This is a genomic window from Citrobacter sp. Cpo045 (assembly GCF_030332875.1).
Classification (GTDB): domain Bacteria; phylum Pseudomonadota; class Gammaproteobacteria; order Enterobacterales; family Enterobacteriaceae; genus Citrobacter; species Citrobacter portucalensis.
Genome location: NZ_JAOWGZ010000105.1, coordinates 95,183 through 117,026, shown reverse-complemented (window position 1 = coordinate 117,026; position 21,844 = coordinate 95,183). Strand labels below are relative to the sequence as shown.

The window sequence follows — 21,844 nt, the reverse complement described above, 5'->3', positions numbered from 1 at the left end:
ACAGTCAGCAACGGCTGTTCTGTCATTCACGGAAGACGCAAAATCGGAGATGCACCCGGAGAGTGGGCGGCGAGATGGCTCGCGGTGGGAAAAAAGGTAGACGAAACGCCCGCACTGGCGTCAGCAACGACAGCAGCAGGCACAGCACCAGAATAGCACCTTCAAACAATACGGGTGGCGCAGCCAGTAATGATTTCGCACTCAGTTCACAAGGGGTAACGGGTGAGGCCTCATCGGTCTGCACTTGTGCGCTGGCGACAACGCTTGTAACGGCGGTATCCATCTGCAACGCGTGCAGGCCCGCCATGCGTTGTGCGGTGCAAACCATCACCACAACACATGCCAGACAGAGGAACCACCATCCCATCCGTTGACGTTTCGCCATTATACCCTCACTCATTGATGCGAGTTATCTTAACCACTCGCCAGGTTTTGGCAACCTTTACGCTGTAAAGTTATGTCCTGCCATCTGCTGGATATACCGCGATTTCAATCAGATTGAGATCGGGATCCCTGACATACACCGAGCGAATAGGTCCTGTCGCACCGGTACGTGCAACGGGCCCTTCAATAATCTCGACCCCGTGGGTTTGAAACGTCTCCATCACCTCTTCCAGCGTACGCGTGGTGATTAAACATAAATCCAGCGCCCCCGGCGTTGGCGCGTAGGCTTTGGGTTCAAACTCTTTTCCCCGAATGTGGAGATTGATTTTCTGATTGCCAAAGACGAAGGCTTTCCGACCTTGCGCGAAGGTTTCCAGCCTCATGCCTAAAAGCTCGACATAGAAACGTACGCAAGCCTCTTCATGATTGGTGGTTAGTACCAGGTGATCCAGGTGGTCGATCATAGCGATATCCATTTGGGTTGCTCATCTCTGACACTTACCCTATTCATTCACGCGCGACAAGAAAAAGAAAATCTACGGAGTTATTTGCAGAACTTAACGCAACAACCTGCAATTCACGCTTTAAAAACGAAATGATAATTAATCATATTCCCGCCTTTATTTATTACACTATAACATTGCTAAAAACACCCCTGAAAATATCACCCAAGTTATCATTCACTATTTACGAAGAATGCCGAAAGATATTTCCATGACAGCACACAGATAATGCCCACCACGTACTGATGCGTAAATGAAAGTAAGGGTCAGCGCATTTCCAGAGAATTTCCTTATTATATTCAGACGCAATGAATAACGTATTCATTAGCAGATAATTTGTTTATTAAATGTTATTTAGAGTATATGGAAATGAAAAAATATTTATTACCCCTGATTGGGTTACTTTTTACAGTTAGCGCTCAGGCAGCATCATTTACCGACGGCAAAGAGTATATCTCACTGGAAAAACCTGTCGCTTCCGCTCCAGCCGCACTGAAGTTTTTCTCATTCTATTGCCCTTCCTGTTATCAGTACGATGAAGTTTTTGAAATCACTGATAACGTGAAAAAAGTATTGCCTGCAGATGTCAAACTCACCGAATACCACGTCGACTTTTTAGGTCCGCTGGGGCGAGACATGACCCACGCCTGGTCCGTCGCCATGCTGTTGAACGTACAAGATAAAGTTAAGCCGTTGCTTTTTGATGCCGTTCAGAAAAAACAAACCGTTAAAACAGCGGACGATATTCGTAACGTATTTATCAGCGCGGGCGTCAGCGCCAGTGATTATGATGCGGCATGGAATAGCTTTGCCGTGAAATCACTGACCGCTAAGCAGCAAGAAATGGCGAAGGCAGTTGATCTAACCGGTGTGCCCGCCATTTTTATCAACGGAAAATATATGATCAATCCAAAAGGACTGAAGTCAGATGACCTTAATGCATTCGTGCAAAACTATGCTGATACGGTCCGCTTCCTGATAAGCAAATCCTGATTTTTAGCTAATCTCATTTTTCGCACCACACAACAGATGCCGTAACCTCAACTGCGCTGTTGGTGGTGCAATGCCTGCATCGTTTATCGCAATATCCTCCCTTCCCGGTTGGCATTCGCCGTTATCAGGATTACCCTAAACTTAGCGGTGATACCTGTTGTCAGGGTTCACCTTCTGCAAGTGTTGATTTACACGAGAGAACGCTATGGAATTAAAGGATTATTACGCCATTATGGGCGTGAAACCGACAGACGATCTCAAGACAATCAAGACCGCCTATCGTCGACTCGCCCGTAAATATCATCCTGATGTCAGCAAAGAGACTGACGCAGAGGCCCGGTTTAAAGAGGTTGCAGAAGCCTGGGAAGTTTTGAGTGATGAGCAGCGACGCGCCGAGTACGACCAGCTGTGGCAGCACCGCAACGACCCACAGTTCAGCCGTCAATTCCAGCAAGGAGAGAATCAAAGCTACAGCGCCGAAGATTTCGACGATATCTTCTCCTCCATTTTTGGCCAGCGTGCGCACCAGTCGCGCCAGCGCCCTGCCAGCCGCGGGCACGACATTGAAATTGAAGTTGCCGTATTCCTCGAAGAAACGCTTACTGAGCATAGCCGCACTATCAGTTACAACCTGCCAGTCTATAATGCGTTTGGCATGGTAGAACGAGAAATTCCTAAAACGCTGAATGTGAAAATTCCGGCTGGCGTCGGTAACGGTCAGCGTATCCGTCTGAAAGGCCAGGGTACCCCCGGCGAAAACGGTGGACCGAACGGTGATTTGTGGCTGGTGATTCATATTGCGCCGCATCCGCTGTTCGATATTGTTAATCAGGATCTGGAAGTTGTCGTTCCCCTCGCGCCGTGGGAAGCTGCGCTGGGTACGAAAGTAACCGTTCCGACGCTGAAAGAGAGCATCCTGCTGACCATTCCTGCAGGCAGCCAGGCCGGTCAGCGGCTACGCATTAAGGGCAAGGGTCTGGTAAGTAAAAAACATACCGGCGATTTGTATGCGGTGATCAAGATCGTCATGCCACCGAAACCTGACGACGCCAGTGCCGCCCTGTGGCAACAACTGGCGGATGCACAAAAGACCTTTGATCCGCGCAAAGAGTGGGGGAAAGCATAATGGCTAACGTTACCGTCACTTTTACCATTACCGAATTTTGTCTGTACACCGGTGTATCAGAAGAAGAACTGCATGAGATTGTCGGCTTAGGGGTGATAGAACCTCATGAAGACGAGACGTTTGACGATCATGCGCTGACAGTAATGCGTCGCGCGGTGCGCCTGCGTCAGGAGCTGGAACTTGACTGGCCAGGGATTGCCGTTGCGCTGACGTTGCTGGAGGAGAACGCTCAGTTACGCCAGGAAAACCGCCTGCTGCGCCAGCGCCTGTCTCGCTTTATCAGCCATCCTTAGTGTGTCAGGACCAGCATGGTGCTGGTCCTTTTATTATCCGCCCCGCGCTCTTAATGACATTGCCCAGCAGATGGCATACAGTCTGAGATAAGAATTATCTTAAACAATAAGACGTTGAGTCATGCAGCTTAAACCCCTCACGAAAGGTCGTTTTCACAACATCTGGCAGCAGGATGATGCCTTGATTGAGAAGATATTTGAGGAACTGCTCTCTGAAACGCAGATTATCCAGGAAGATGAGTATCTATACCGCCAGGGATAGGTTGTCGATCGACTGATCATGGTGCAATCCGGAAGAATTTCGCTGCGTTACAGCGCGGAGAATGGCCGCCGATTCCAGTTGGGCGCCATGGAATGCGACGAGCAGCTGTTTGGTGAAATGGAGTTTTTTACCGGGTATCGCTGCCAGCTTGATATCGTCGCGGAAGAACCACTGACCGTAGCGGTGTGCAGCTGTGACCGTCTGGAAGAAGCGCTAAATCAGCACCCCAGACTGGCGATATTTTTTGCCAGTGCAATGGCGATTGATTATCAGGATATGCTGGAAATCTTCCTGCACCGGATGCTCTACCCTATCGTACATAACGTGGCGTATGACCTGTATCGCCAGCATCAGAACAAGCAGCCGATGGATGGTTTCCATAAAAAATACCAGGAAGCTGAGCGATTCGGCACAACCGACCGGGTCTATCGGCGGGCGGTTAAAGCGCTGACGGATGCCGGGCTGGTAACGCGAACGAAGCAAGGACTGGAAATTAAGGATCTGGATGGGCTGCGTAAATTTCTCGGCAATGACATCATTGACTGACACACCAACGCTCGTTAACAGAGCATTGGTGTGTCATTTCGGCGCAATCAGAACTTATAGGTGAGGCTGAAATAGTGACCGAGCCCGGTGGTACGCCCTGCTCCGCCGTGGTTTTCCATCAATGCCATGTTACGGAAATACTTCAGGCCATAACCGACTGCATAATGCTCTGAATGCCAGTAGATACCGTTATACCATTCAATCGCGTTATTGCTGTATAACGGTTGATTAGCAATCTTATTCGCGGCGAACTGGTAGTCAAAGTACCCCTGATAGTTCAGATAACTGCCGTTGGCAAAGGTATAGAATGGCGTCGACCAGTTAGTCGAGAACATATAGCCATCCCACTTTCCTTCGTTATCCGCACCGTAGTTTTCACGAACATAGTGCGCATAGATGTTCATTCCCACCAGACCAAACCACGGGACCTTCACATCTGTACCCAGGCCAACGTAATGTTCAAATAATTCCCGGTCGCCAATGTTATTTACCGTTGCAATATAGAATTCGTTAAACGGCCCAACGGATAAATCTTTATTAAAAATGGCGTCCAGGGAAAAACGCGGAGATATCTTGGCAAAGAAGTTATCACCACCATGACGATCGTCCTGCTCGCGATCCAAAATATCAAAGAAATCCACATAACCGTACAGATCGATAATGCCAGAGCGTGCACCAAACTCCAGTTCCAGATAGGTGTCATTGCGAATACCATATGGCACTTTCGCGTCCACACTTTGCATTAAGTTCATCTGCATCCAGTTAAAATCATTTTTACGGATGTTGCCATCAGTATAGTCAGCCGCGAATGCTTGCATACAGCTCATTGCCACTACTGCACCCAGGATTATTTTTTTAATCATTAACTTATTGTTCTTCAGCATTTTTCAATTCCTTTGAGTAAGGTTGAGTATCGCCCCACCATATAAATGGTGTGGCGACTGGCTATTTAATTAAAGAGGTAAGTGTTATCAGTGCTTTTAATTACGTTTGAGTTTTAATGTCACCATCAACATGACAAAGATAATTAAATACAACACCGGTATCGCGTACATAATTTTCTGCAATCCCATTGTTTTTTCCATGAGCGCGCTGATCGCCGGACTAAACATGGCCCCGGCACTGCCGCTAATTAAAATATAAGAAACGTTCTGACTGCTCGCACGCTTCACGAAAGAAACACCATAGGCAATAAATGAGTTATACAGCGCAGCACAGACAAACCCGTAACTGTATGCCAGATAATCAAGCCCGGAGATATTATCCTTCGTGACGATAATTGTGGTAATAATGCTTGCCAGCAGAATAATACTTAGCAGGAAATAATGTATCTTCACCCGAGAAACAATGACGGTTGATACTAATGCCCCGACCAGCGCAGCACCCCAGTATTGCGTAATAATATTTCCTGCTTCTTCAAAGGGAATGCCAAATTTGTTCTTCACAAATAATGGTGCCCAGGTCAGGAAGGTGTACAGCGCCAGCATACCTAAGAACAGGCCAATGCCTCCGCTGATGATCCCTGGATTCCACTCCGATTTTACCTTATCTGTCCGATCTGCCGTGGGCGCCGTCTCGCAGGCAGTAAAGCGGGTGAGCGCCACAACGCCCAGCGTGAGTAAGGCCACCATACCCACGCTTAGATAGCTGTAACTCCACGACATATTGTGCGTCAGGGCGAAGGTCGTGATCAGCGGAAAAACCACGCCCGCAACGTTGAAAGTGGCGTCCTGCACCACCAGCATCGTACTTTGAATACGATCCTGCCAGACCGATACCACAATCGTTCCCGCCACGCACAGACCGATCCCACCGCAAAAGCCCACCAGGGTCATGGCGACCATCACAGGCCATAAGCCAGGGCTTAAATGCATTACCAGAGCGCAAAGGAACACTATCGAATAGATAATGAGCGTCATACGCTTCACACCGATTTTCTCAATCAGGAAAAAGGCGGCGATGGTGCCGGCTAATGCTCCACCATTGAGCAACGAAAATATCGAAGCAACGGTATTCACATCGGCACCGTAGCGTACTGCAATCGGTTCGATTAGCATACCGAACTGACTGGCAAACCCTACCATAATAAAATTTGCCAGAAAACTAATCAGCGTAAGTGCTATTTTATTCTTCATATAATGCCATCTCTGATTGGTTCAATTAAAAGCCGGAACTAAGCGGTAACAGCAGTATTTAGCGCCAACTCAATCATGTTGTTAAAGGTCAATTGTCGTTCTTCTGCGGTTGTTTCTTCTCCGGTCAGGCAATGATCGGAGACAGTTAAAATAGCCAGCGCTTCAATATTAAACTGATGCGCTAAAGCGTATAAGCCTGCTACTTCCATATCTACACCCAGCACACCGAATTTTTCCAGTGCCGGTATTAAATTTTCGTCAGGATCGTAATAAAGATCGCCGCTAAAAACATTGCCGACTTTAATATCGATACCGGCCTTCTGTGCCAGCGTCCACGCCTGCTGCAATAATGGGAAATAGGCGGATGTTGCCATCGCATAGCCTGCGCTACGTTTTAAATTTGTGACTGAATCCGTTCCGGCTGCGATGGCCAGGATAATATCGCGCATTTTGACATGATGTTGTGTTGCGCCTAAACTGCCAACGCGAATAATTCTTTGCACACCAAAATCATGTACCAGTTCATGGGCATAAAGCGTCATTGAAGGAATGCCCATTCCATGTCCCATCACCGAAACAGGTTGCCCAAAATATAAACCGGTATAACCCAGCATATTACGTACATTGGTGACTTCGCGGTAATCCATTAGATAATTTTCGGCAATAAATTTAGCGCGGAGCGGATCGCCCGGCATAATAACGGTTGGAGCGAAATCACCTGGCTTGGCATTAATATGTGCAGTCATAACAATTCCTGAATTATGGGTATTGAAGATATGCAGGGATTGTAACCAGACGTTTGTGAGGTGATTGAGGACAAAAGTCCTGCTCAGAGGATCGGCCTCTCATTTTTGAGAGTTAGTGGTGCAGGTAAGTGGTAAAACGGAACACAGCGTGTTGGTCTTCTGGCGTGCGGTGAGTAACGTCAGCATCCCGACGCAAAGAAGCAGTACGTTGTTCATGGCAAATTCGCACTGCCAGATGAAGGCGACGGCTGCGACGGGAACCAGTCACAAGCAAGCGCCTCACCATCCGATTGTGGCCCCCCAAATCCCCTCAGCGGCGTGGTCACTACCGTCGCCAGCAGCAGGGACTTACGATTCCCATTTATAATCCGTATGCAGAATAGCGCCAAAGATAATTGCATTTCTGACTCTTGCCGCTCAATATTGTTTTTAAAGGAGGCTTATTGTTATTATCGTTTTCCATTCTAAGATTGAGTTATGCATGCCATGATCCCATTTAGATTTAGTGAGATGACTCACGCCGATATTCCTGCTGTTCAGTCGTTCCTTATTGAGCATCTTAATTTATTCTTCAATGCCGGCAGATCCATGCCTTCTACCGAAGAAGATCTCTTTGATCTCGAACAACAGTATCTGTTACAGGAAAGAAATTTATTGCTTTGCGCATGGAGTGAAAACCAAGAATTAATCGCCACACTGGCGGTATGTCAATATAATGATCGTATTACTGAACTGCGTGGGCGTTACAACTTGCGTGAAACGGCAGAAATTTGTCGTTGCTACGTGGATGAACGCTATCGTAGACAGGGGATTGGTAGCCAATTGTTTGCTTTAGCAGATGTATTCTGCCAGCAACATCAATATAAAACGTTGTATCTTCACACCCATCATTTTTTACCCGGAGGATATCACTTCTGGTTGCGTAATAATTTTAAGGTGATTATGGATATGCAGGATGAATGGCAATTGGTACATATGGAGAGTTCATAAAAAAAGGATTCAAACACCAATCCGCAGCATTTTTGATGGTGATCAATATGTTTCATACGCAGAGATTGAATCATGCTCGTAGTTTGATCAACATCAATCAATTCTCATTTAGCTTTCTGTTGTTATTTTCATTTATAGCAACACACAGAGGAATGCATCTACATCCTATTGTTTTTACTGATAATTTTCAGAACGGCATTATCTCTTTACCTCTTACATTCCGTGGTTGACCTTGTTAACAATTGCCGTTAGAGTCACTTTCGACAGTATTTCATTACATTTTGTGTATGAATAGGAATATGGTGAGAATTATTTAATTCAATTCCATAACTGCCCCCGCAACTGTAGGCGGATGCAGAATATCCTTGTGTGGCTAATAAGCCACTGGTCACTGTAAAGTTTATCTTTATGGGAAGGCTGATATTCTGATTACCGTGAGTCAGGAGACCTGCTGTCAATGATGTATACCATTGAGTGGACGGGATGGTCCATGGGATGAATTATTTGACACAAGCAGTAGTGTATTTATGAATAAGATTTTGGCTAAGTCAGGATTATTTGCATTTTTCGCATATCTTTATTCTTAAATTTCACGATTCAATGTCATCTATCTTCATGTCTCCTCCCGATATATGGAATGAAATGAGCCATGACCAGACCTTAAGATTCTGGCATCAACGGGACGATGACAATGCACGCTAATTCTACCTTTTACTCCTCTAAAAAAACGCTTCTGGCTATTTTTGGTACCACTGCTCTGCTGCTCGCTTCCGGTTTTTCTAACGCGGCAAAAACTGAATATCCTCTGACGATTAAAAACTGCGGCCGCGATATTACCTTTAATCAGGCACCAACGCGCGTGGCAACGGTGGGTCAGAACAGTACCGAGATCCTCTATTCATTAGGGCTTGCCGATCGCGTCGTCGGTACTTCATTGTGGTTTGGCCCGGTACTGGACACCTATAAAACAGAAAATGAAAAAGTTGCCGTTATTGCGCAAAATATTCCGAGCTTTGAAGGGATTTTGGCTAAAAAACCGGATCTGGTCGCCAGCCAGTTTGAGTGGCAAATCGGCCCAGCTGGCACGGTTGCCTCTTATGAACAGTTTAGTGAACTGAAGGTTCCTGTTTACACCGCGCCAGCTGACTGTGCGAAAGATAACGAAGATGGTGGTGATGGTGTCCGTAAAGGGATGTTTGATATCACCATGGTGTATCAGGAAGTCGCCGATCTGGCAAAAATCTTCGATGTTCAGGATAAAGGCGAAGCGCTGATTGCCAGCCTTAAAGCACGTGAAGCCGCAGCGAAAAATAAAATTACCGGTATTGATAAGAATGTTTCTGCCGTGTTCTGGTTTTCAAGTGCCGATTTACAGCTCGATCCTTACGTTGCCGGAAAGTTTGGCCCAGCAGCATGGATAGCCCAAACACTGGGTGTGAAGAATGTGATTGATTCTGCCGAAGAATGGCCAACAGTGGGCTGGGAAACTATCGCTAAAGCTAATCCTTCTGTCATTGTGCTCGGCGAGATGAGCCGTCGCCGCTTCCCGGCAGATGACTGGAAGATCAAGATGGAATACCTCAAGTCCGATCCTGTCACCACGCTGGTTCCTGCCGTTAAGGAAAACCATCTGCCGGTCATCGACGTACAGACAATGAATGCTGGGATCAGAACTATTGATGGGCTAGAAAAACTGGCTGATGCCCTGGTTGAATATGGCTTAGCTCATCCGCAGGCTGCTCATTAATCTACGTTTTGCGCTATATCCTGCGCGGTATAGCGCATCTCTGTTACTCAGGAACGCAGATAATCATGAGTGATCCACGCAGGATGCGTCGTGCCTTTGGTCTGCTTGCAGTGAGAGTCGGTGGGCATACCGTCTGGGTCAGTGCGCTGATGTGCTGCGTACTGCTGGCGGGGATTTCCATCGGCGAAACGCTGATCCCCTGGCGGCATGTGCTCAGTACGCTGGCAAATCATCTTTTTGATACCCACTATCCTGTCGATGCGCTGGATGCAGGGATCGTCTGGAACTATCGCCTGACCCGAGCGCTGGTCTCTGCCAGTTGCGGTGCCTGCCTGGCTGTTTCCGGCGTAGTGTTACAGTCGCTGCTACGCAATGCACTCGCCGAACCTTATCTACTGGGGATTTCTGCCGGAGCATCCACCGGAGCGGTGCTGATTGCTCTCACCGGGCTTGGGGCCGGCGTTATCAGCATGTCATTGGGGGCTTTCATTGGCGCGCTAACGGCATTTATGTTCGTTGCACTATTGGCAATGGCTGCTGGCGGTAGACAAGGCGGCGGTGTGACAACCCAAATAATTCTTGCCGGCATCGCCAGCTCGCAGCTTTTCAATGCAATTACGTCGCTCATCATCACCCGCTCAGCAAATGCCGAGCAAGCGCGTGGAATTATGTTCTGGTTGTTAGGTAATTTGAGCGGTGTACGTTGGCCCGATGTTGTCTTAGCCATTCCTACCGCTCTGGTCGGTATTGTGCTGTGCTTCTGTTATGCCCGTCATCTCGACGCCTTCTCCTTTGGCACTGAGTCTGCGGCATCGTTGGGGATTCCAGTAAAACGTACCCGTGCAGTACTGATTGCCGCCGTCACCGGCATGACGGCAATTATGGTCTCCATTGTTGGTGCGATCGGCTTCGTCGGTCTGGTTATCCCGCATGCCGCTCGTCTGCTGGTCGGCAACCAGCATCATCGACTGCTGCCAGTGAGTGCGCTTACCGGCGCGATTTTCCTCATTATCGCAGATGTTATTTCCCGCACGTTACTCCCCGGCCAGGTTCTACCAATAGGCGTGATCACAGCTCTGGTTGGCGCCCCTGCGTTTTCAATCATTCTGATTAGAGGAAACCAGAACAAATGACGGTGAATCTCGTATCCCCCCTTGTGAACTCTGCACAAGCCGTTATTGAAGCCTGTAATCTGCGCTGGAGGGTTAAAGGTAAGACGATTGTTGATGACATTTCACTCAGCGTAACGCCCGGTGAGTTTGTCGGCATCATTGGTCCCAACGGCTCGGGCAAAACGTCACTGATTTCACTGCTGGCCGGTTTGCTGAAGCCGACCTCCGGGTACATCACTCTGCAACATAAGGCGCTACAGCATTATTCGCGGCGTCATCTTGCGCAACAGGTGGCGCTGGTCGAACAACAGGCTGAAACCAGCGAGCGTCTTACCGCTTTACAAGCCGTTTCTCTGGGGCGAACCCCCTGGCTTAGCATGCTCTCCCCCTGGTCCGCCAAAGATGACGATATTGTGCAAACTATGCTGGAAAAGGTCGATCTCAGTGAATTACAGCATCGCTGCTGGCATACCTTTTCAGGGGGAGAAAAACAGCGCCTGCATATCGCCCGGGCGCTGGCGCAACAACCGAAGTTGTTGCTGATGGATGAGCCCACCAACCACCTCGACATTCAACATCAGATTGGCCTGCTGAGTCTGGTTAAACGTGAAAAGCTCACGGTGATTGCCGCTCTGCACGATCTTAATCATGCCGCGATGTTCTGCGATCGCATCATCGTAATGACGTCCGGACATATGGCGATGCAGGGGAAACCTTGCACCGTTTTTACCCGCGAAAACCTCCACACCTGGTTTGGAATCAACGCCATCATTGAAAAGGATGCGGGTGGTGAAAATTGTTTTATTCGTTATCAACGGCCTGATGAATTTTAAGGAAGAATCAATGAAATACCTCAAACAGAGTCTGCAAATTTTGTGTTTACTCGCCTTCGCCTCTTCTGCCTTCGCACAAACTCACGAAGTGTTGATGAAAAATCGTGGGGCTGGGGGACCAATGGTCTATGAGCCAGATTATCTGGAGATCCAGCCAGGGGATACGGTGAAGTTTATCCGTAAACATAAGAGCCACAACGCGGCTTCAATCGCTGAATTGTCTCCGGCTGGCTATCCTGGATTTATGGGAAAAATAGATGAAGAGATCGAAGTTACTTATGACAATGCCGGGTTTTACGGCATCAAATGTACACCGCATTACGCACAGGGCATGGTGATGCTGATTAAGGTTGGAGATGCCTCGTTACCAGAAAGCTACCGAGCGTTCAAAGCACCAGGTATTGCTGACAAGCGCTTTCAGGAAATTTACGCGCGTATCGACAAACGTTAATCCGCGATACTCAGGGAGGTATACGAGGTGGCAGAGAATAAACTTCCAGACGGCGAAATCCAGGAACAACGTAGGGAATGCCTGTGTAAACTGACAAAATTTGTCGGTGCAGCAGGCATCGCGGCTGCAGTCTGGCCGCTGGTTTCGGCCTTGGGTCCGGATGAAAAAGCGCTTGGGGAAAATGAACCGATTGATGTCTCTCTTGCAGGTGTTGCTGCTGGACAAACCGTCAGACGTGTATGGCAAGGAAAGTTGATTCTTATTCACCATCGCACCACGGATGAAATCATTACTGCCAGAAGTGCCGACCTGGATACGCTTATCGACCCACAGCCAGACAGCGCCAGGGTCTCTGCAGCCCATCCTCAATGGCTGGTAGTTCAAGGTTATTGCCCACATGCCGGGTGTGTACCCAACGCCCGACCGGGAGGGGAGGGGTGGATTTGTCCGTGCCACGGTTCTGAGTTTGATACCTCCGGGCGCGTGACACGCGGGCCCGCGACTGCCAACCTGGCAATCCCAGACTACGTTATTCATTCCGATGGGCAGGTCGTGCGTATCGGCACGAAGGAAGTCTGAAATGAGGAATGAGCTTGTCTATTCGCTTCGCGGGCGTATCCCTTTTCCTCGCTCTGTTGCTGGACTCTGGGTATTTGCAATCGGCGCTATCCTGCTGGTTATGCTCGGGGTGCAGATCCTTACGGGTATTGTGCTGGCGATGTTTTACGTGCCGACGGCTGAGCTGGCATTTGACTCCATTATTCATATTATGCGCGCGGTTCGCCATGGAGAGCTGTTACGCAACATGCATGCTATTGGCGCGTCGCTCTTTTTCTTTGCCTGCTATCTGCATATTTTTCGTGGTATGTACTACAACGTTTACCGCAAGCCCTGGACGACAATGTGGATGGTTAGCGTCACGCTGTATATCCTGCTGATGATAACTGCGTTTCTTGGTTATAGCCTTATCTGGGGGCAAAAAAGCTACTGGGCGGCAACTGTAATTACCCGTTTTGCCCAGGCTATCCCGCTGGTGGGTGATTCAATTTACGCATATTTAGTCGGCAGCCATACGCCGGGGACACCGATGCTTGGCCGCTTTTTTGTTATCCACTTTATTCTTCCCTTCGTGATTATCGTCGCCACGGTTATCCATATACGTACCGTACAGTCGGCGTTTGCCCAAGCGATGAAAAAGAAGTTTAGCGAGAAAGAGTCCAGGAGCCTGTTGTTCGATTACAAAATTACCGATCTCGATGCTATCAAAATCACTCTTTTTTTGATGGTTTTCGCCTGGTTTTTATTCTTCGCACCGCACTATCTGAGCAGCGCCGACAACTTTATTGCTGCGGACCCAACGATTACACCCGCGATTGTTGCGCCGGAATGGTATTTCCTTCCCTTCTTCTCCATCTTGCGCTGCTTCCCGAATGAATTCGTGGGACTAGCCGCGATGTGCGGTTCGATACTGATTTTCTATTTTCTGCCCTGGCTTGATACTTCCCGAGCTCGTTTTCGCCATTACAGCAAACTGGTTAAGTGCGGATACTGGCTATGGGTTATTAATGCCTGCTTTTTAGGCTGGTTAGGGTCGAAAGCGCTGGTTGGCCCGGATCTTCTTGATGGCTTTCGTAATGAAGAGGGTTGGATTCGTGCCGCATCCCAGCTTTCGACACTGATTTGGTTTGCCTGGTTTTTAATCGTCTTACCTTGCCGTCGTTTTTTGGAAAAACAGGATTGAGGATGAAACAACTATTGAAATTCAGCGTCCTGTCCTTTTCTCTATTGGGGCTGGGTTCCTCATATGCGCAGGAAGCCACGCCTGAACGCCAGGAATGGAGCTTCAGCGGCATTACCGGTCAATATGATAAGGAACAGCTTAGACGTGGTCTGCAGGTTTATGAAGAGAAGTGTCGCGCTTGTCACGGCATGAAACACCTTACCTTTCGGACGTTGACCAGACCCGGTGGTCTGGAACTCACGGTTGAAGAAGCAAGAAGTATCGCCAGCGGCTATCAGTTTCCTGCGATTCAGGATGACGGCCAGATAGGTGAGCGCGACGGTACGCTAAATGACAGCTTTATATCACCATATCTAAACGACCGGGAAGCACGCTACCTTAATAATGGCGCTGAACCCGTTGACCTGAGCTATATCGTCCGTGCCCGCTCATACGATCGCGGATTCCCACAATTTTTGTTAGATGCTTTTCTGCCCTACACGGACCAGGGGGCAGATTACGTTTACGCGCTGCTAACCGGCTATCTGCCTGCCGATCCCGAACTGAAGGCTAATCGCTATTTTCCTGGCGGTGTGATTAACATGCAAAAACCGCTGACGAGTGGGGAGATCCAATGGAGCCCAGCGTCGAAAAAAGCTGAAACTGAGGAGCAATATGCCAGGGATGTTACCGCCTTTCTGGCATGGGCTGCCGACCCGACGATTTCTGAACGAAAGCAACAGGGAAATTACGTTATGGGCTATCTGGCTATTATGCTGGGCTTGCTATGGATAGCACGACTAATGAAGAGACGTTCGCTCATTTAGGTCTTGCGAGGCGGGGGATTACTCAGTTCACCAGCATTCAACCGGTCAGGTGCGCAGTTGCCCTTGCGCGAGTAAGACGAGTAAAGGAAGGCAAAATATAAACCGAGCAAAATGAAAAAACCCCAAGCTATTTTATAGCTTGGGGTTTATGTTTGGCGGAAGCGTAGAGATTCGAACTCTAGAACCCTTTCGGGTCGCCGGTTTTCAAGACCGGTGCCTTCAACCGCTCGGCCACGCTTCCAATGAGGCGCACTATAAACATCCCGAACGGACCTGTAAAGCACCAATGTGTTCGTTTGCCTGAAAAACAGCCAAAATGTTGTTAATCGACTGAAATAACAACAAATTGACCATTTATTCAGCACGAATACCGGCTATAGCGCTTAATGTTTTTTGATGTACATATCTTTGGTGTAGTAATTTCCCCGGTTATCCGGCGCAAATCCCCCCACCCACGGCTTCACCAGATGCGTGCGGACATAGTGGTAAACTGGAATCGCGGGCACATCCTCACCTAAAAGGTCTTCAGCCTGCTGATAGTATTTACCGCGTTCTTCCAGTGAACTTGCTTGTGCCGCATTACGCATCGCTTTATCAAAGGCGGGGTTACTGTACTTGGTGGTGTTCTCGCTATCACCGGTCCGGAAGATATTGAGAAAACTTGAGGCATCATCATAGTCGGCTATCCACGCATAACGCACGACGTCAAAATTACCGGTGTGCATAGTGTCCAGCATGGTTTTCCATTCCTGGTTTTGCAGCTTCGCCTCGACGCCAAGGTTTTTCTTCCACATCGACGATGCGGCAATCGCAATACGCTGGTGCGTTTCGAAGGTGTTGTAGAGCAGATTTAAGCTAAGCGGATGTTCAGGACCAAAACCGGCTTCAGCCAGCAGTTTTTTGGCTTCAGCAATACGTTTTTCGAGCGGCCATGACGCATACTCCGGCGCATGCAGTTTCACCCCACCTATTTCCGGCTGGCTGATAACCCACGCTGCTCGCTGCCCCTGCCCCATCACCTTTTGCGCAATGATATCTTTATCCAACGCCATATTCAGCGCCCGGCGCACGCGCGGATCATTAAACGGCGCGCGGGTTGTATTGAACTGATAGTAATACGTTGAAAGCTGAGGCGAGACATGCAGTTCATCCCCCATTGTTTTTTTCAGTTGCGCGAACTGGTTAACCGGTACGCTATACACAATGTCGATTTCACCGGCCTTATAGCGATTTACGTCAGCCGACTCTGAGCTAATAGGCAAATAAGTAACTTTATTAATAACCGTATGCCGATCGTCCCAGTAATATGGGTTACGCTCGGCAACGATGCGCTCATTAACCACCCACTGCGATAATTTGTACGGCCCGCTGCTGACAAAATGCTCTGGCCGGGTCCACTTATCGCCAAAACGACCTATCAACACTTTATCCAGCGGGACCAGAGATGGATGCGCCAGCATCGCCAGAAACGCCGCCGTCGGTTGCGTCAGGGTAATTTCCAGCGTGGTATCATCCAGGGCTTTGACTCCCAGCGTAGCGGGATCTTTTTTCCCCTGGGCAATATCAACCGCGTTCGCAACGTGCATGTTGCCCAGATACGAAGCATAAGGTGAAGCCGTTTGCGGCGAAACCAGACGCTGCCAGCTCCAGACGACATCCTGTGCGGTAATAGCAGATCCATCTGACCAGGTTATGCCCGGGCGTAAATGGAAGGTCCAGACAGCGTTGCCTTTATTCTCCCAGGACGCGGCTAGACGGGGTTCGATAGACCCATCCTGCTTGACAGCCACCAGACCGTCGAACATATCGCTGATTAAATTAAACTCGACGTTGCTTTCAACTTTATGCGGATCCAGCGATGCCGGCTCACTGCCGTTGTTTCTGACCAGTTCCTGTTTTTCTGCCAGTAGTGTTCCTGCGGGAACATTTGCCGCCCTCGCCGCGCCGTTTATAGACATCAAACAGACAGCCAACAGCGTAAACGTCAATATCTTCGATTTATGTTGAATCATTCCCTTTACCTTATTGCTCTGTTTTATGTAGACACCGCTGTCACTGTCAGAGAGATTCAGGAATAACGCAATATTTTTAAGTTACCTGGTAGATAGCGATCTGACATTTTTGCACATACAGTGCTAACATCTAATTCGGGAACTTTTGTTGAAATAATATGCTTAAGTCTGGCGGGCTAGAATGCGTAAAGATGGGTAAAACCGCTGTGTCATTCCCCTTGATTTCATTATCCTCCATCATTAATTACATCTGTCATAAGAGAGTGACTCATGGATCGTATTATTAGTTCTTCGCGCGAGCGTACATCGCTACTCAGCACGCATAAGGTGCTGCGCAATACCTATTTCCTGCTCAGCCTGACGCTGGCGTTTTCAGCGATCACCGCAACCGCCAGTACCGTACTGATGTTACCTTCTCCGGGACTTATCCTGACGCTGGTGGGTATGTATGGTCTGATGTTCCTGACCTATAAAACGGCAGATAAACCGGTTGGTATTTTGTCAGCGTTCGCCTTCACTGGCTTCCTGGGCTACATCTTGGGACCGATGCTGAATACATACCTGTCCGCAGGCATGGGTGATGTTATCGCCATGGCGCTGGGCGGTACGGCGCTGGTCTTCTTCAGCTGCTCAGCCTATGTGCTGACCACGCGTAAAGATATGTCCTTCCTCGGCGGTATGCTGATGGCGGGTGTTGTAGTGGTGTTGATTGGTATGGTTGCCAATATCTTCCTGCAACTGCCAGCATTACATCTGGCAATCAGCGCGGTGTTTATTCTGATTTCTTCAGGCGCAATCCTGTTTGAAACCAGCAATATCATCCGCGGCGGTGAAACCAACTATATTCGTGCCACCGTTAGCCTGTATGTTTCGCTGTACAACATCTTCGTCAGCCTGCTGAGTATTCTGGGCTTCGCCAGCCGCGATTAAGATGTCCACACGCATTATCCAGCCCCGCTTATGCGGGGCTTTCTTTTTTGGTAAACTGCCGCCAGTTTGACTAACGCAGTGACGAATTATGTTGATCTTTGAAGGTAAAGAAATCAGTACCGATAGCGAAGGCTATCTGAAAGATACCACGCTGTGGAGCGAGGCGCTGGCGGAGAGAATCGCCGAAAACGAAGGCATTACGCTCTCCGCGGAACACTGGGAAGTGGTGCGTTTTGTCCGCGAGTTTTATCTGGAGTTTAATACCTCCCCCGCTATCCGTATGCTGGTAAAAGCAATGGCCAACAAGTTTGGCGAAGAGAAAGGCAACAGCCGTTATCTCTACCGCCTGTTCCCGAAAGGTCCGGCCAAGCAGGCGACTAAAATTGCCGGCCTGCCGAAACCGGTGAAATGTATTTAATAGCGGATACTAAATCCCTTTAGCTCGTCGCCAGGACGATGTGGTTCACTAAGAACCCGGTCAACCCTGGCGCTGCTCGGCCCCCCGGCTTTCAACCACTTCATCAGTTGTTCTACCCGGTCGCTTTCACCACAGGCGACAACCTCTACGCTGCCGTCATCCATATTCTTCGCGTAGCCGGTCAACCCCAGCCGTTGTGCTTCATGCTGGGTGGTGTAGCGAAATCCTACCCCCTGAACCCGGCCATAGACCCAGGCGATTATGCAGACTTTCGACATTGCGGTTCTCCTTATCATCACAGCGCGCGTTGCAAATATGCGTAAAACTCAGGACAATGGCGCCCATTTCTTTGAATTGACAGAATAGTAAATTATGAGTGTACGTTTAGTGTTAGCCAAAGGGCGCGAAAAATCATTACTGCGCCGCCATCCGTGGGTATTTTCCGGTGCTGTCGCACGTATGGAAGGTAAAGCCAACCTCGGTGAAACCATCGATATTGTTGACCATCAGGGTAAATGGTTAGCACGCGGCGCGTACTCACCCGCGTCGCAGATCCGTGCACGCGTCTGGACATTCGACAAGTCTGAGTCCATCGATATTGATTTCTTCACCCGTCGTCTACAACAAGCGCAAACATGGCGTGACTGGCTGGCGAAAAAAGACGGTCTGGACAGTTACCGTCTGATCGCCGGAGAATCCGATGGCCTGCCGGGCATCACCATTGACCGCTTTGGCAACTTCCTGGTGTTGCAGTTGCTCAGTGCGGGGGCTGAATACCAACGCGCCGCGCTGATTAGCGCTCTGCAAATTGTTTTCCCGGACTGCGCCATTTATGACCGTAGCGATGTGGCCGTACGTAAAAAAGAAGGTATGGAGCTGACTCAAGGGCCAGTAACGGGTGAGCTTCCGCCAGCCCTGCTGCCAATTGAAGAGCACGGAATGAAGCTGCTGGTTGATATTCAGCATGGTCACAAAACCGGCTATTACCTCGATCAACGCGACAGCCGCCTGGCCACGCGTCGTTATGTGGAAAATCAGCGTGTACTGAACTGTTTCTCTTATACCGGCGGCTTTGCGGTCTCAGCATTAATGGGCGGATGCCGTCAGGTCGTCAGCGTTGACACCTCTCAGGAAGCGCTCGATATTGCCCGCCAGAACGTGGAACTGAACAAGCTGGATCTGAGCAAAGCTGAGTTCGTGCGTGATGATGTGTTCAAACTTCTGCGTGCTTATCGCGATCGTGGTGAGAAATTCGACGTCATCGTGATGGATCCGCCGAAATTTGTCGAAAACAAAAGCCAGTTGATGGGTGCCTGCCGCGGCTATAAGGACATCAATATGCTGGCTATTCAGTTGCTCAATCCGGGCGGTGTGCTGCTGACTTTCTCCTGCTCTGGGCTAATGACCACCGATTTATTTCAGAAAATCATCGCTGATGCCGCAATAGATGCTGGTCGTGATGTACAATTTATAGAGCAGTTCCGTCAGGCCGCCGATCACCCGGTGATCGCTACCTACCCGGAAGGGCTGTATCTGAAAGGGTTTGCCTGTCGCATCATGTAACTTGAAAAGTGGAATATTACCCTTACATAAAGGGTATCTATTTCCCGGGAGGTGACTATGATTGCCAGCAAATTCGGTATCGGCCAGCAGGTCCGCCATTCCCTGTTAGGTTACCTCGGAGTGGTCGTGGATATCGACCCGGAATATTCGCTTGATCAACCGTCAGCCGATGAGTTGGCGGTTAACGACGAACTTCGCGCCGCTCCCTGGTATCACGTGGTGATGGAAGACGATAATGGTCTGCCAGTGCATACGTATCTGGCCGAAGCACAGCTGAGTAGTGAGCTACAGGAAGAACATCCGGAACAACCGTCGATGGATGAACTGGCGCGAACAATTCGAAAACAGCTTCAGGCCCCGCGCCTGCGCAATTGATGCTAACACAGGCCCGATGGCGATTCGCTAATCGGGCCTGTGCGTTTTGTTCGGCTACAGATCAGCCTTACTTCGCTAGTCCCAACCGCGGGATCTCAATCGCCGGGCAGCGATCCATCACCACCATCATCCCTGCATCGCGAGCCAGCACGGCTGCCTGCTCGTTAATCACGCCGAGCTGCATCCATAGCGTCTTCGCTCCGATGGCAATTGCCTCCTGAGCAACACCCCACGCCGCTTCAGAATTACGGAAGACATCTACCATATCCACTTTCTCTGGTACATCTGCCAGCGTCGCATAACCCTGCTGCCCCAGCAGCGTTTTTCCGGCAACCTTCGGTGAAACAGGAATAACGTGATAACCCTGATCGAGTAAATATTTCATCACCCGATAGCTTGGACGATCGGGTTTATCGCTTGCCCCCACCAGCGCAATCGTACGGGTCGTTGTCAAAATGCCAGCAATATCGGTCTCTTTCATCGTTTTCCTCCAGGCTGTTTAGCAAAGTGTACGACAAACCTGCCCCCGCAACCATTCATCCCATACTGGCGCATGAGAGCTAAACTCAAAAATATGTCTATATGTTAGTAAACATGATTATCGAAAAATTTAGATACATCTTATACAGATATTTTCTGGACAGGAGAAACCTATGAAAGCCGGCATTGTGACAGCCTTGATTGCCCTATGTTTGCCGGTAACCGTTTTTGCTACCTCTTTACGTCTGTCTAATGATATTGACCTTCTGGTACTGGACGGAAAAAAAGTCTCCAGCTCATTACTGCGTGGTGCCGACAGTATTGAGCTGGAAAATGGTCGGCACCAGCTCGTGTTTCGCGTAGAAAAAAGCATTCGCCTGTCCAGCCACGAAGAACGTCTGTATATTTCGCCTCCGTTGGTCATCAGCTTTGATACCCAACTCGTCAGTCAGGTTAATTTCCACCTCCCACGTCTGAGCAACGAGCGGGATGCAACGCATTTTGATGATGCCCCGCGCGTAGAACTGCTGGATGGGGACTCCATGCCTATACCGGTTAAGCTGGATATTCTGTCAATCACGTCCACCGCAAAAATCGTAGATTATGAAATGGAAACAGAGCGCTATAACAAAGCGGCTAAGCATGCGTCTTTACCGCAATTTGCCACAATGATGGCCGATGACAGTTCGCTGCTTTCCGGGGTGTCTGAACTGGATCGCGTGCCGCCTCAGTCGCAAACACTGACCGAACAGCGCTTAAAATATTGGTTTCAACAGGCTGACGCACAAACGCGAAGTAACTTCTTACAATGGGCGGAGAAACAACCCCCATCGTGACATTTATGTTCGTATACGCATTTTTTTTGTCTTTCTCTTGCAGCGTCAAGTGCTTCCAGTACTCTGTAACAAGGTTAACTTGGGAGCTGTACTATGGAATTAACGACTCGCACATTGCCAGCGCAGAAACATATTGCGTTGGTCGCACACGATCACTGTAAAAAGATGTTGATGAGCTGGGTTGAACGCCACCAGCCATTACTGGAAAAACACGTTCTGTATGCTACAGGAACAACAGGAAACTTAATTCAACGCGCGACAGGAATGGACGTCAACGCCATGCTGAGCGGCCCGATGGGGGGTGACCAGCAGGTGGGTGCGCTGATTTCAGAAGGGAAAATTGATGTGCTGATTTTCTTCTGGGATCCGCTCAACGCCGTTCCCCACGATCCTGATGTCAAAGCCCTGCTACGCCTGGCCACGGTCTGGAACATTCCAGTCGCCACCAACGTGTCAACGGCTGATTTTATTATCCAGTCGCCAAACTTCAACGACGCAACAGATATCTTGATCCCGGATTACGCCCGTTATCTTGCAGAACGCCTCAAATAAACGCTAAGCA

At 49.1% G+C, this 21,844-nt stretch carries 28 protein-coding genes, 1 tRNA gene and 1 riboswitch; of the genes, 19 read left to right on the top strand and 10 right to left on the bottom strand.

Features of this window, described 5'->3' with window-relative positions; translation table 11 throughout:
• Positions 1–22 precede the first annotated feature (22 nt).
• Entirely contained in the window at positions 23–385 is a 363-nt protein-coding gene (locus tag OGY13_RS21585; protein WP_137377311.1) for a copper resistance protein, read from the bottom strand.
• A 70-nt stretch (positions 386–455) separates the two neighbouring features.
• The gene (locus tag OGY13_RS21580) at positions 456–860 is read right to left on the bottom strand and encodes a VOC family protein (protein WP_082196951.1); all 405 of its coding nucleotides are present in this window, start codon (positions 858–860) and stop codon (positions 456–458) included.
• A 396-nt stretch (positions 861–1,256) separates the two neighbouring features.
• On the opposite strand from OGY13_RS21580, the gene dsbA reads away from it, so the two are divergent.
• The 5 genes from dsbA to OGY13_RS21555 all read left to right on the top strand — a co-directional run bounded on the left by dsbA (position 1,257) and on the right by OGY13_RS21555 (position 4,107).
• Positions 1,257–1,880 (top strand): thiol:disulfide interchange protein DsbA, encoded by a 624-nt coding sequence (dsbA, locus tag OGY13_RS21575; protein ID WP_213752094.1) that lies wholly within the window; start codon positions 1,257–1,259, stop codon positions 1,878–1,880.
• Positions 1,881–2,085: 205 nt separating this feature from the next.
• Complete coding sequence (gene cbpA, locus OGY13_RS21570; protein WP_213752045.1) at positions 2,086–3,006, top strand: curved DNA-binding protein; 921 nt, start codon at positions 2,086–2,088, stop codon at positions 3,004–3,006.
• Positions 3,006–3,299 (top strand): chaperone modulator CbpM, encoded by a 294-nt coding sequence (gene cbpM, locus OGY13_RS21565; RefSeq protein WP_003832033.1) that lies wholly within the window; start codon positions 3,006–3,008, stop codon positions 3,297–3,299. Before cbpA ends, cbpM begins: the two co-directional genes overlap by 1 nt.
• Positions 3,300–3,420: 121 nt before the next feature.
• Entirely contained in the window at positions 3,421–3,561 is a 141-nt protein-coding gene (locus OGY13_RS21560; protein WP_250153067.1) for a hypothetical protein, read from the top strand.
• Positions 3,562–3,573: 12 nt separating this feature from the next.
• Positions 3,574–4,107, top strand: coding sequence for a Crp/Fnr family transcriptional regulator (locus OGY13_RS21555; RefSeq protein WP_353622099.1), 534 nt, complete (start codon positions 3,574–3,576; stop codon positions 4,105–4,107).
• A gap of 47 nt (positions 4,108–4,154) precedes the next feature.
• Here OGY13_RS21555 and OGY13_RS21550 read toward each other — a convergent pair whose 3' ends face one another.
• The 4 genes from OGY13_RS21550 to OGY13_RS21535 all read right to left on the bottom strand — a co-directional run bounded on the left by OGY13_RS21550 (position 4,155) and on the right by OGY13_RS21535 (position 7,256).
• Positions 4,155–4,991, bottom strand: a complete 837-nt coding sequence (locus tag OGY13_RS21550) for a nucleoside-specific channel-forming Tsx family protein (protein ID WP_125363228.1) — start codon at positions 4,989–4,991, stop codon at positions 4,155–4,157.
• A gap of 96 nt (positions 4,992–5,087) precedes the next feature.
• Entirely contained in the window at positions 5,088–6,242 is a 1,155-nt protein-coding gene (gene tsgA / locus OGY13_RS21545; protein WP_213752046.1) for an MFS transporter TsgA, read from the bottom strand.
• 38 nt (positions 6,243–6,280) lie between these two features.
• The gene (gene deoD / locus OGY13_RS21540) at positions 6,281–6,988 is read right to left on the bottom strand and encodes a purine-nucleoside phosphorylase (protein WP_008784307.1); all 708 of its coding nucleotides are present in this window, start codon (positions 6,986–6,988) and stop codon (positions 6,281–6,283) included.
• A gap of 112 nt (positions 6,989–7,100) precedes the next feature.
• Positions 7,101–7,256 carry a hypothetical protein gene (locus OGY13_RS21535; RefSeq protein WP_156183252.1) on the bottom strand — a complete coding sequence of 52 codons (156 nt, stop codon included), beginning with the start codon at positions 7,254–7,256 and terminating at the stop codon, positions 7,101–7,103.
• 218 nt (positions 7,257–7,474) lie between these two features.
• Between OGY13_RS21535 and OGY13_RS21530 the strand changes: the two genes are divergently transcribed.
• The 8 genes from OGY13_RS21530 (at position 7,475) to OGY13_RS21495 (ending at position 14,668) form a co-directional block, all read left to right on the top strand.
• Entirely contained in the window at positions 7,475–7,978 is a 504-nt protein-coding gene (locus tag OGY13_RS21530; RefSeq protein ID WP_190973165.1) for a GNAT family N-acetyltransferase, read from the top strand.
• A 247-nt stretch (positions 7,979–8,225) separates the two neighbouring features.
• Positions 8,226–8,448: riboswitch (cobalamin riboswitch) on the top strand.
• Between the two features lie 221 nt (positions 8,449–8,669).
• Entirely contained in the window at positions 8,670–9,725 is a 1,056-nt protein-coding gene (locus tag OGY13_RS21525) for an ABC transporter substrate-binding protein (RefSeq protein ID WP_008784305.1), read from the top strand.
• A gap of 65 nt (positions 9,726–9,790) precedes the next feature.
• Entirely contained in the window at positions 9,791–10,858 is a 1,068-nt protein-coding gene (locus tag OGY13_RS21520; protein WP_186413539.1) for a FecCD family ABC transporter permease, read from the top strand.
• Positions 10,855–11,670 (top strand): ABC transporter ATP-binding protein, encoded by an 816-nt coding sequence (locus OGY13_RS21515; RefSeq protein ID WP_008784303.1) that lies wholly within the window; start codon positions 10,855–10,857, stop codon positions 11,668–11,670. Before OGY13_RS21520 ends, OGY13_RS21515 begins: the two co-directional genes overlap by 4 nt.
• A gap of 10 nt (positions 11,671–11,680) precedes the next feature.
• On the top strand, positions 11,681–12,121 hold the full coding sequence (locus OGY13_RS21510) for a pseudoazurin (RefSeq protein WP_008784302.1): 441 nt from the start codon (positions 11,681–11,683) through the stop codon (positions 12,119–12,121).
• Positions 12,122–12,148: 27 nt separating this feature from the next.
• Positions 12,149–12,700 carry a ubiquinol-cytochrome c reductase iron-sulfur subunit gene (gene petA / locus OGY13_RS21505; RefSeq protein WP_008784301.1) on the top strand — a complete coding sequence of 184 codons (552 nt, stop codon included), beginning with the start codon at positions 12,149–12,151 and terminating at the stop codon, positions 12,698–12,700.
• Position 12,701: 1 nt separating this feature from the next.
• Positions 12,702–13,862, top strand: a complete 1,161-nt coding sequence (locus OGY13_RS21500) for a cytochrome b (RefSeq protein WP_053069337.1) — start codon at positions 12,702–12,704, stop codon at positions 13,860–13,862.
• 2 nt (positions 13,863–13,864) lie between these two features.
• Complete coding sequence (locus tag OGY13_RS21495; protein ID WP_213752047.1) at positions 13,865–14,668, top strand: cytochrome c1; 804 nt, start codon at positions 13,865–13,867, stop codon at positions 14,666–14,668.
• Positions 14,669–14,821: 153 nt separating this feature from the next.
• Here the strand turns inward: OGY13_RS21495 and OGY13_RS21490 are convergent.
• Together OGY13_RS21490 and OGY13_RS21485 are read right to left on the bottom strand one after the other, a co-directional pair.
• Positions 14,822–14,909: transfer RNA gene (locus tag OGY13_RS21490), tRNA-Ser, on the bottom strand.
• A 142-nt stretch (positions 14,910–15,051) separates the two neighbouring features.
• A complete protein-coding gene (locus OGY13_RS21485) occupies positions 15,052–16,680 on the bottom strand; it encodes an ABC transporter substrate-binding protein (protein WP_213752048.1) in 1,629 nt (542 codons plus the stop codon).
• A 270-nt stretch (positions 16,681–16,950) separates the two neighbouring features.
• Here OGY13_RS21485 and yccA point away from each other — a divergent pair, with 270 nt between their 5' ends.
• Positions 16,951–17,610, top strand: a complete 660-nt coding sequence (gene yccA / locus OGY13_RS21480; RefSeq protein WP_008784297.1) for an FtsH protease modulator YccA — start codon at positions 16,951–16,953, stop codon at positions 17,608–17,610.
• Positions 17,611–17,698: 88 nt separating this feature from the next.
• Positions 17,699–18,028, top strand: a complete 330-nt coding sequence (gene tusE, locus OGY13_RS21475; RefSeq protein ID WP_008784296.1) for a sulfurtransferase TusE — start codon at positions 17,699–17,701, stop codon at positions 18,026–18,028.
• Here tusE and yccX read toward each other — a convergent pair.
• On the bottom strand, positions 18,025–18,306 hold the full coding sequence (yccX, locus tag OGY13_RS21470; protein WP_020996508.1) for an acylphosphatase: 282 nt from the start codon (positions 18,304–18,306) through the stop codon (positions 18,025–18,027). The two genes, tusE and yccX, sit on opposite strands and share 4 nt — an antisense overlap.
• Positions 18,307–18,400: 94 nt before the next feature.
• On the opposite strand from yccX, the gene rlmI reads away from it, so the two are divergent.
• On the top strand, positions 18,401–19,591 hold the full coding sequence (rlmI, locus tag OGY13_RS21465) for a 23S rRNA (cytosine(1962)-C(5))-methyltransferase RlmI (RefSeq protein WP_008784294.1): 1,191 nt from the start codon (positions 18,401–18,403) through the stop codon (positions 19,589–19,591).
• 57 nt (positions 19,592–19,648) lie between these two features.
• Positions 19,649–19,966 (top strand): heat shock protein HspQ, encoded by a 318-nt coding sequence (hspQ, locus tag OGY13_RS21460; RefSeq protein ID WP_003035905.1) that lies wholly within the window; start codon positions 19,649–19,651, stop codon positions 19,964–19,966.
• 67 nt (positions 19,967–20,033) lie between these two features.
• On the opposite strand, the gene OGY13_RS21455 is transcribed toward hspQ, so the two are convergent.
• Positions 20,034–20,447: a CoA-binding protein gene (locus OGY13_RS21455; protein WP_008784292.1), complete on the bottom strand. Its 414-nt coding sequence runs from the start codon at positions 20,445–20,447 to the stop codon at positions 20,034–20,036.
• A gap of 172 nt (positions 20,448–20,619) precedes the next feature.
• Here OGY13_RS21455 and csgI point away from each other — a divergent pair, with 172 nt between their 5' ends.
• Both csgI and mgsA read left to right on the top strand, forming a co-directional pair.
• A complete protein-coding gene (csgI, locus tag OGY13_RS21450) occupies positions 20,620–21,282 on the top strand; it encodes a curli synthesis inhibitor (protein WP_213752049.1) in 663 nt (220 codons plus the stop codon).
• Between the two features lie 93 nt (positions 21,283–21,375).
• Positions 21,376–21,834 (top strand): methylglyoxal synthase, encoded by a 459-nt coding sequence (gene mgsA, locus OGY13_RS21445; RefSeq protein ID WP_003035897.1) that lies wholly within the window; start codon positions 21,376–21,378, stop codon positions 21,832–21,834.
• Positions 21,835–21,844 lie beyond the last annotated feature (10 nt).

What these genes read in the sequence shown, in the direction of transcription:
- cbpA (WP_213752045.1), top strand. Translation starts at nt 2,086, where the DNA reads ATGGAATTAAAGGATTATTACGCCATTATGGGCGTGAAACCGACAGAC.
- dsbA (WP_213752094.1), top strand. Translation starts at nt 1,257, where the DNA reads ATGAAAAAATATTTATTACCCCTGATTGGGTTACTTTTTACAGTTAGC.
- csgI (WP_213752049.1), top strand. Translation starts at nt 20,620, where the DNA reads ATGAAAGCCGGCATTGTGACAGCCTTGATTGCCCTATGTTTGCCGGTA.
- tusE (WP_008784296.1), top strand. Translation starts at nt 17,699, where the DNA reads ATGTTGATCTTTGAAGGTAAAGAAATCAGTACCGATAGCGAAGGCTAT.
- tsgA (WP_213752046.1), bottom strand. Translation starts at nt 6,242, where the DNA reads ATGAAGAATAAAATAGCACTTACGCTGATTAGTTTTCTGGCAAATTTT.
- OGY13_RS21580 (WP_082196951.1), bottom strand. Translation starts at nt 860, where the DNA reads ATGGATATCGCTATGATCGACCACCTGGATCACCTGGTACTAACCACC.
- OGY13_RS21455 (WP_008784292.1), bottom strand. Translation starts at nt 20,447, where the DNA reads ATGAAAGAGACCGATATTGCTGGCATTTTGACAACGACCCGTACGATT.
- OGY13_RS21530 (WP_190973165.1), top strand. Translation starts at nt 7,475, where the DNA reads ATGATCCCATTTAGATTTAGTGAGATGACTCACGCCGATATTCCTGCT.
- OGY13_RS21515 (WP_008784303.1), top strand. Translation starts at nt 10,855, where the DNA reads ATGACGGTGAATCTCGTATCCCCCCTTGTGAACTCTGCACAAGCCGTT.
- deoD (WP_008784307.1), bottom strand. Translation starts at nt 6,988, where the DNA reads ATGACTGCACATATTAATGCCAAGCCAGGTGATTTCGCTCCAACCGTT.
- OGY13_RS21550 (WP_125363228.1), bottom strand. Translation starts at nt 4,991, where the DNA reads ATGCTGAAGAACAATAAGTTAATGATTAAAAAAATAATCCTGGGTGCA.
- OGY13_RS21500 (WP_053069337.1), top strand. Translation starts at nt 12,702, where the DNA reads ATGAGGAATGAGCTTGTCTATTCGCTTCGCGGGCGTATCCCTTTTCCT.
- OGY13_RS21585 (WP_137377311.1), bottom strand. Translation starts at nt 385, where the DNA reads ATGGCGAAACGTCAACGGATGGGATGGTGGTTCCTCTGTCTGGCATGT.
- cbpM (WP_003832033.1), top strand. Translation starts at nt 3,006, where the DNA reads ATGGCTAACGTTACCGTCACTTTTACCATTACCGAATTTTGTCTGTAC.
- OGY13_RS21495 (WP_213752047.1), top strand. Translation starts at nt 13,865, where the DNA reads ATGAAACAACTATTGAAATTCAGCGTCCTGTCCTTTTCTCTATTGGGG.
- OGY13_RS21560 (WP_250153067.1), top strand. Translation starts at nt 3,421, where the DNA reads ATGCAGCTTAAACCCCTCACGAAAGGTCGTTTTCACAACATCTGGCAG.
- yccX (WP_020996508.1), bottom strand. Translation starts at nt 18,306, where the DNA reads ATGTCGAAAGTCTGCATAATCGCCTGGGTCTATGGCCGGGTTCAGGGG.
- mgsA (WP_003035897.1), top strand. Translation starts at nt 21,376, where the DNA reads ATGGAATTAACGACTCGCACATTGCCAGCGCAGAAACATATTGCGTTG.
- yccA (WP_008784297.1), top strand. Translation starts at nt 16,951, where the DNA reads ATGGATCGTATTATTAGTTCTTCGCGCGAGCGTACATCGCTACTCAGC.
- OGY13_RS21525 (WP_008784305.1), top strand. Translation starts at nt 8,670, where the DNA reads ATGCACGCTAATTCTACCTTTTACTCCTCTAAAAAAACGCTTCTGGCT.
- OGY13_RS21520 (WP_186413539.1), top strand. Translation starts at nt 9,791, where the DNA reads ATGAGTGATCCACGCAGGATGCGTCGTGCCTTTGGTCTGCTTGCAGTG.
- rlmI (WP_008784294.1), top strand. Translation starts at nt 18,401, where the DNA reads ATGAGTGTACGTTTAGTGTTAGCCAAAGGGCGCGAAAAATCATTACTG.
- hspQ (WP_003035905.1), top strand. Translation starts at nt 19,649, where the DNA reads ATGATTGCCAGCAAATTCGGTATCGGCCAGCAGGTCCGCCATTCCCTG.
- OGY13_RS21510 (WP_008784302.1), top strand. Translation starts at nt 11,681, where the DNA reads ATGAAATACCTCAAACAGAGTCTGCAAATTTTGTGTTTACTCGCCTTC.
- OGY13_RS21485 (WP_213752048.1), bottom strand. Translation starts at nt 16,680, where the DNA reads ATGATTCAACATAAATCGAAGATATTGACGTTTACGCTGTTGGCTGTC.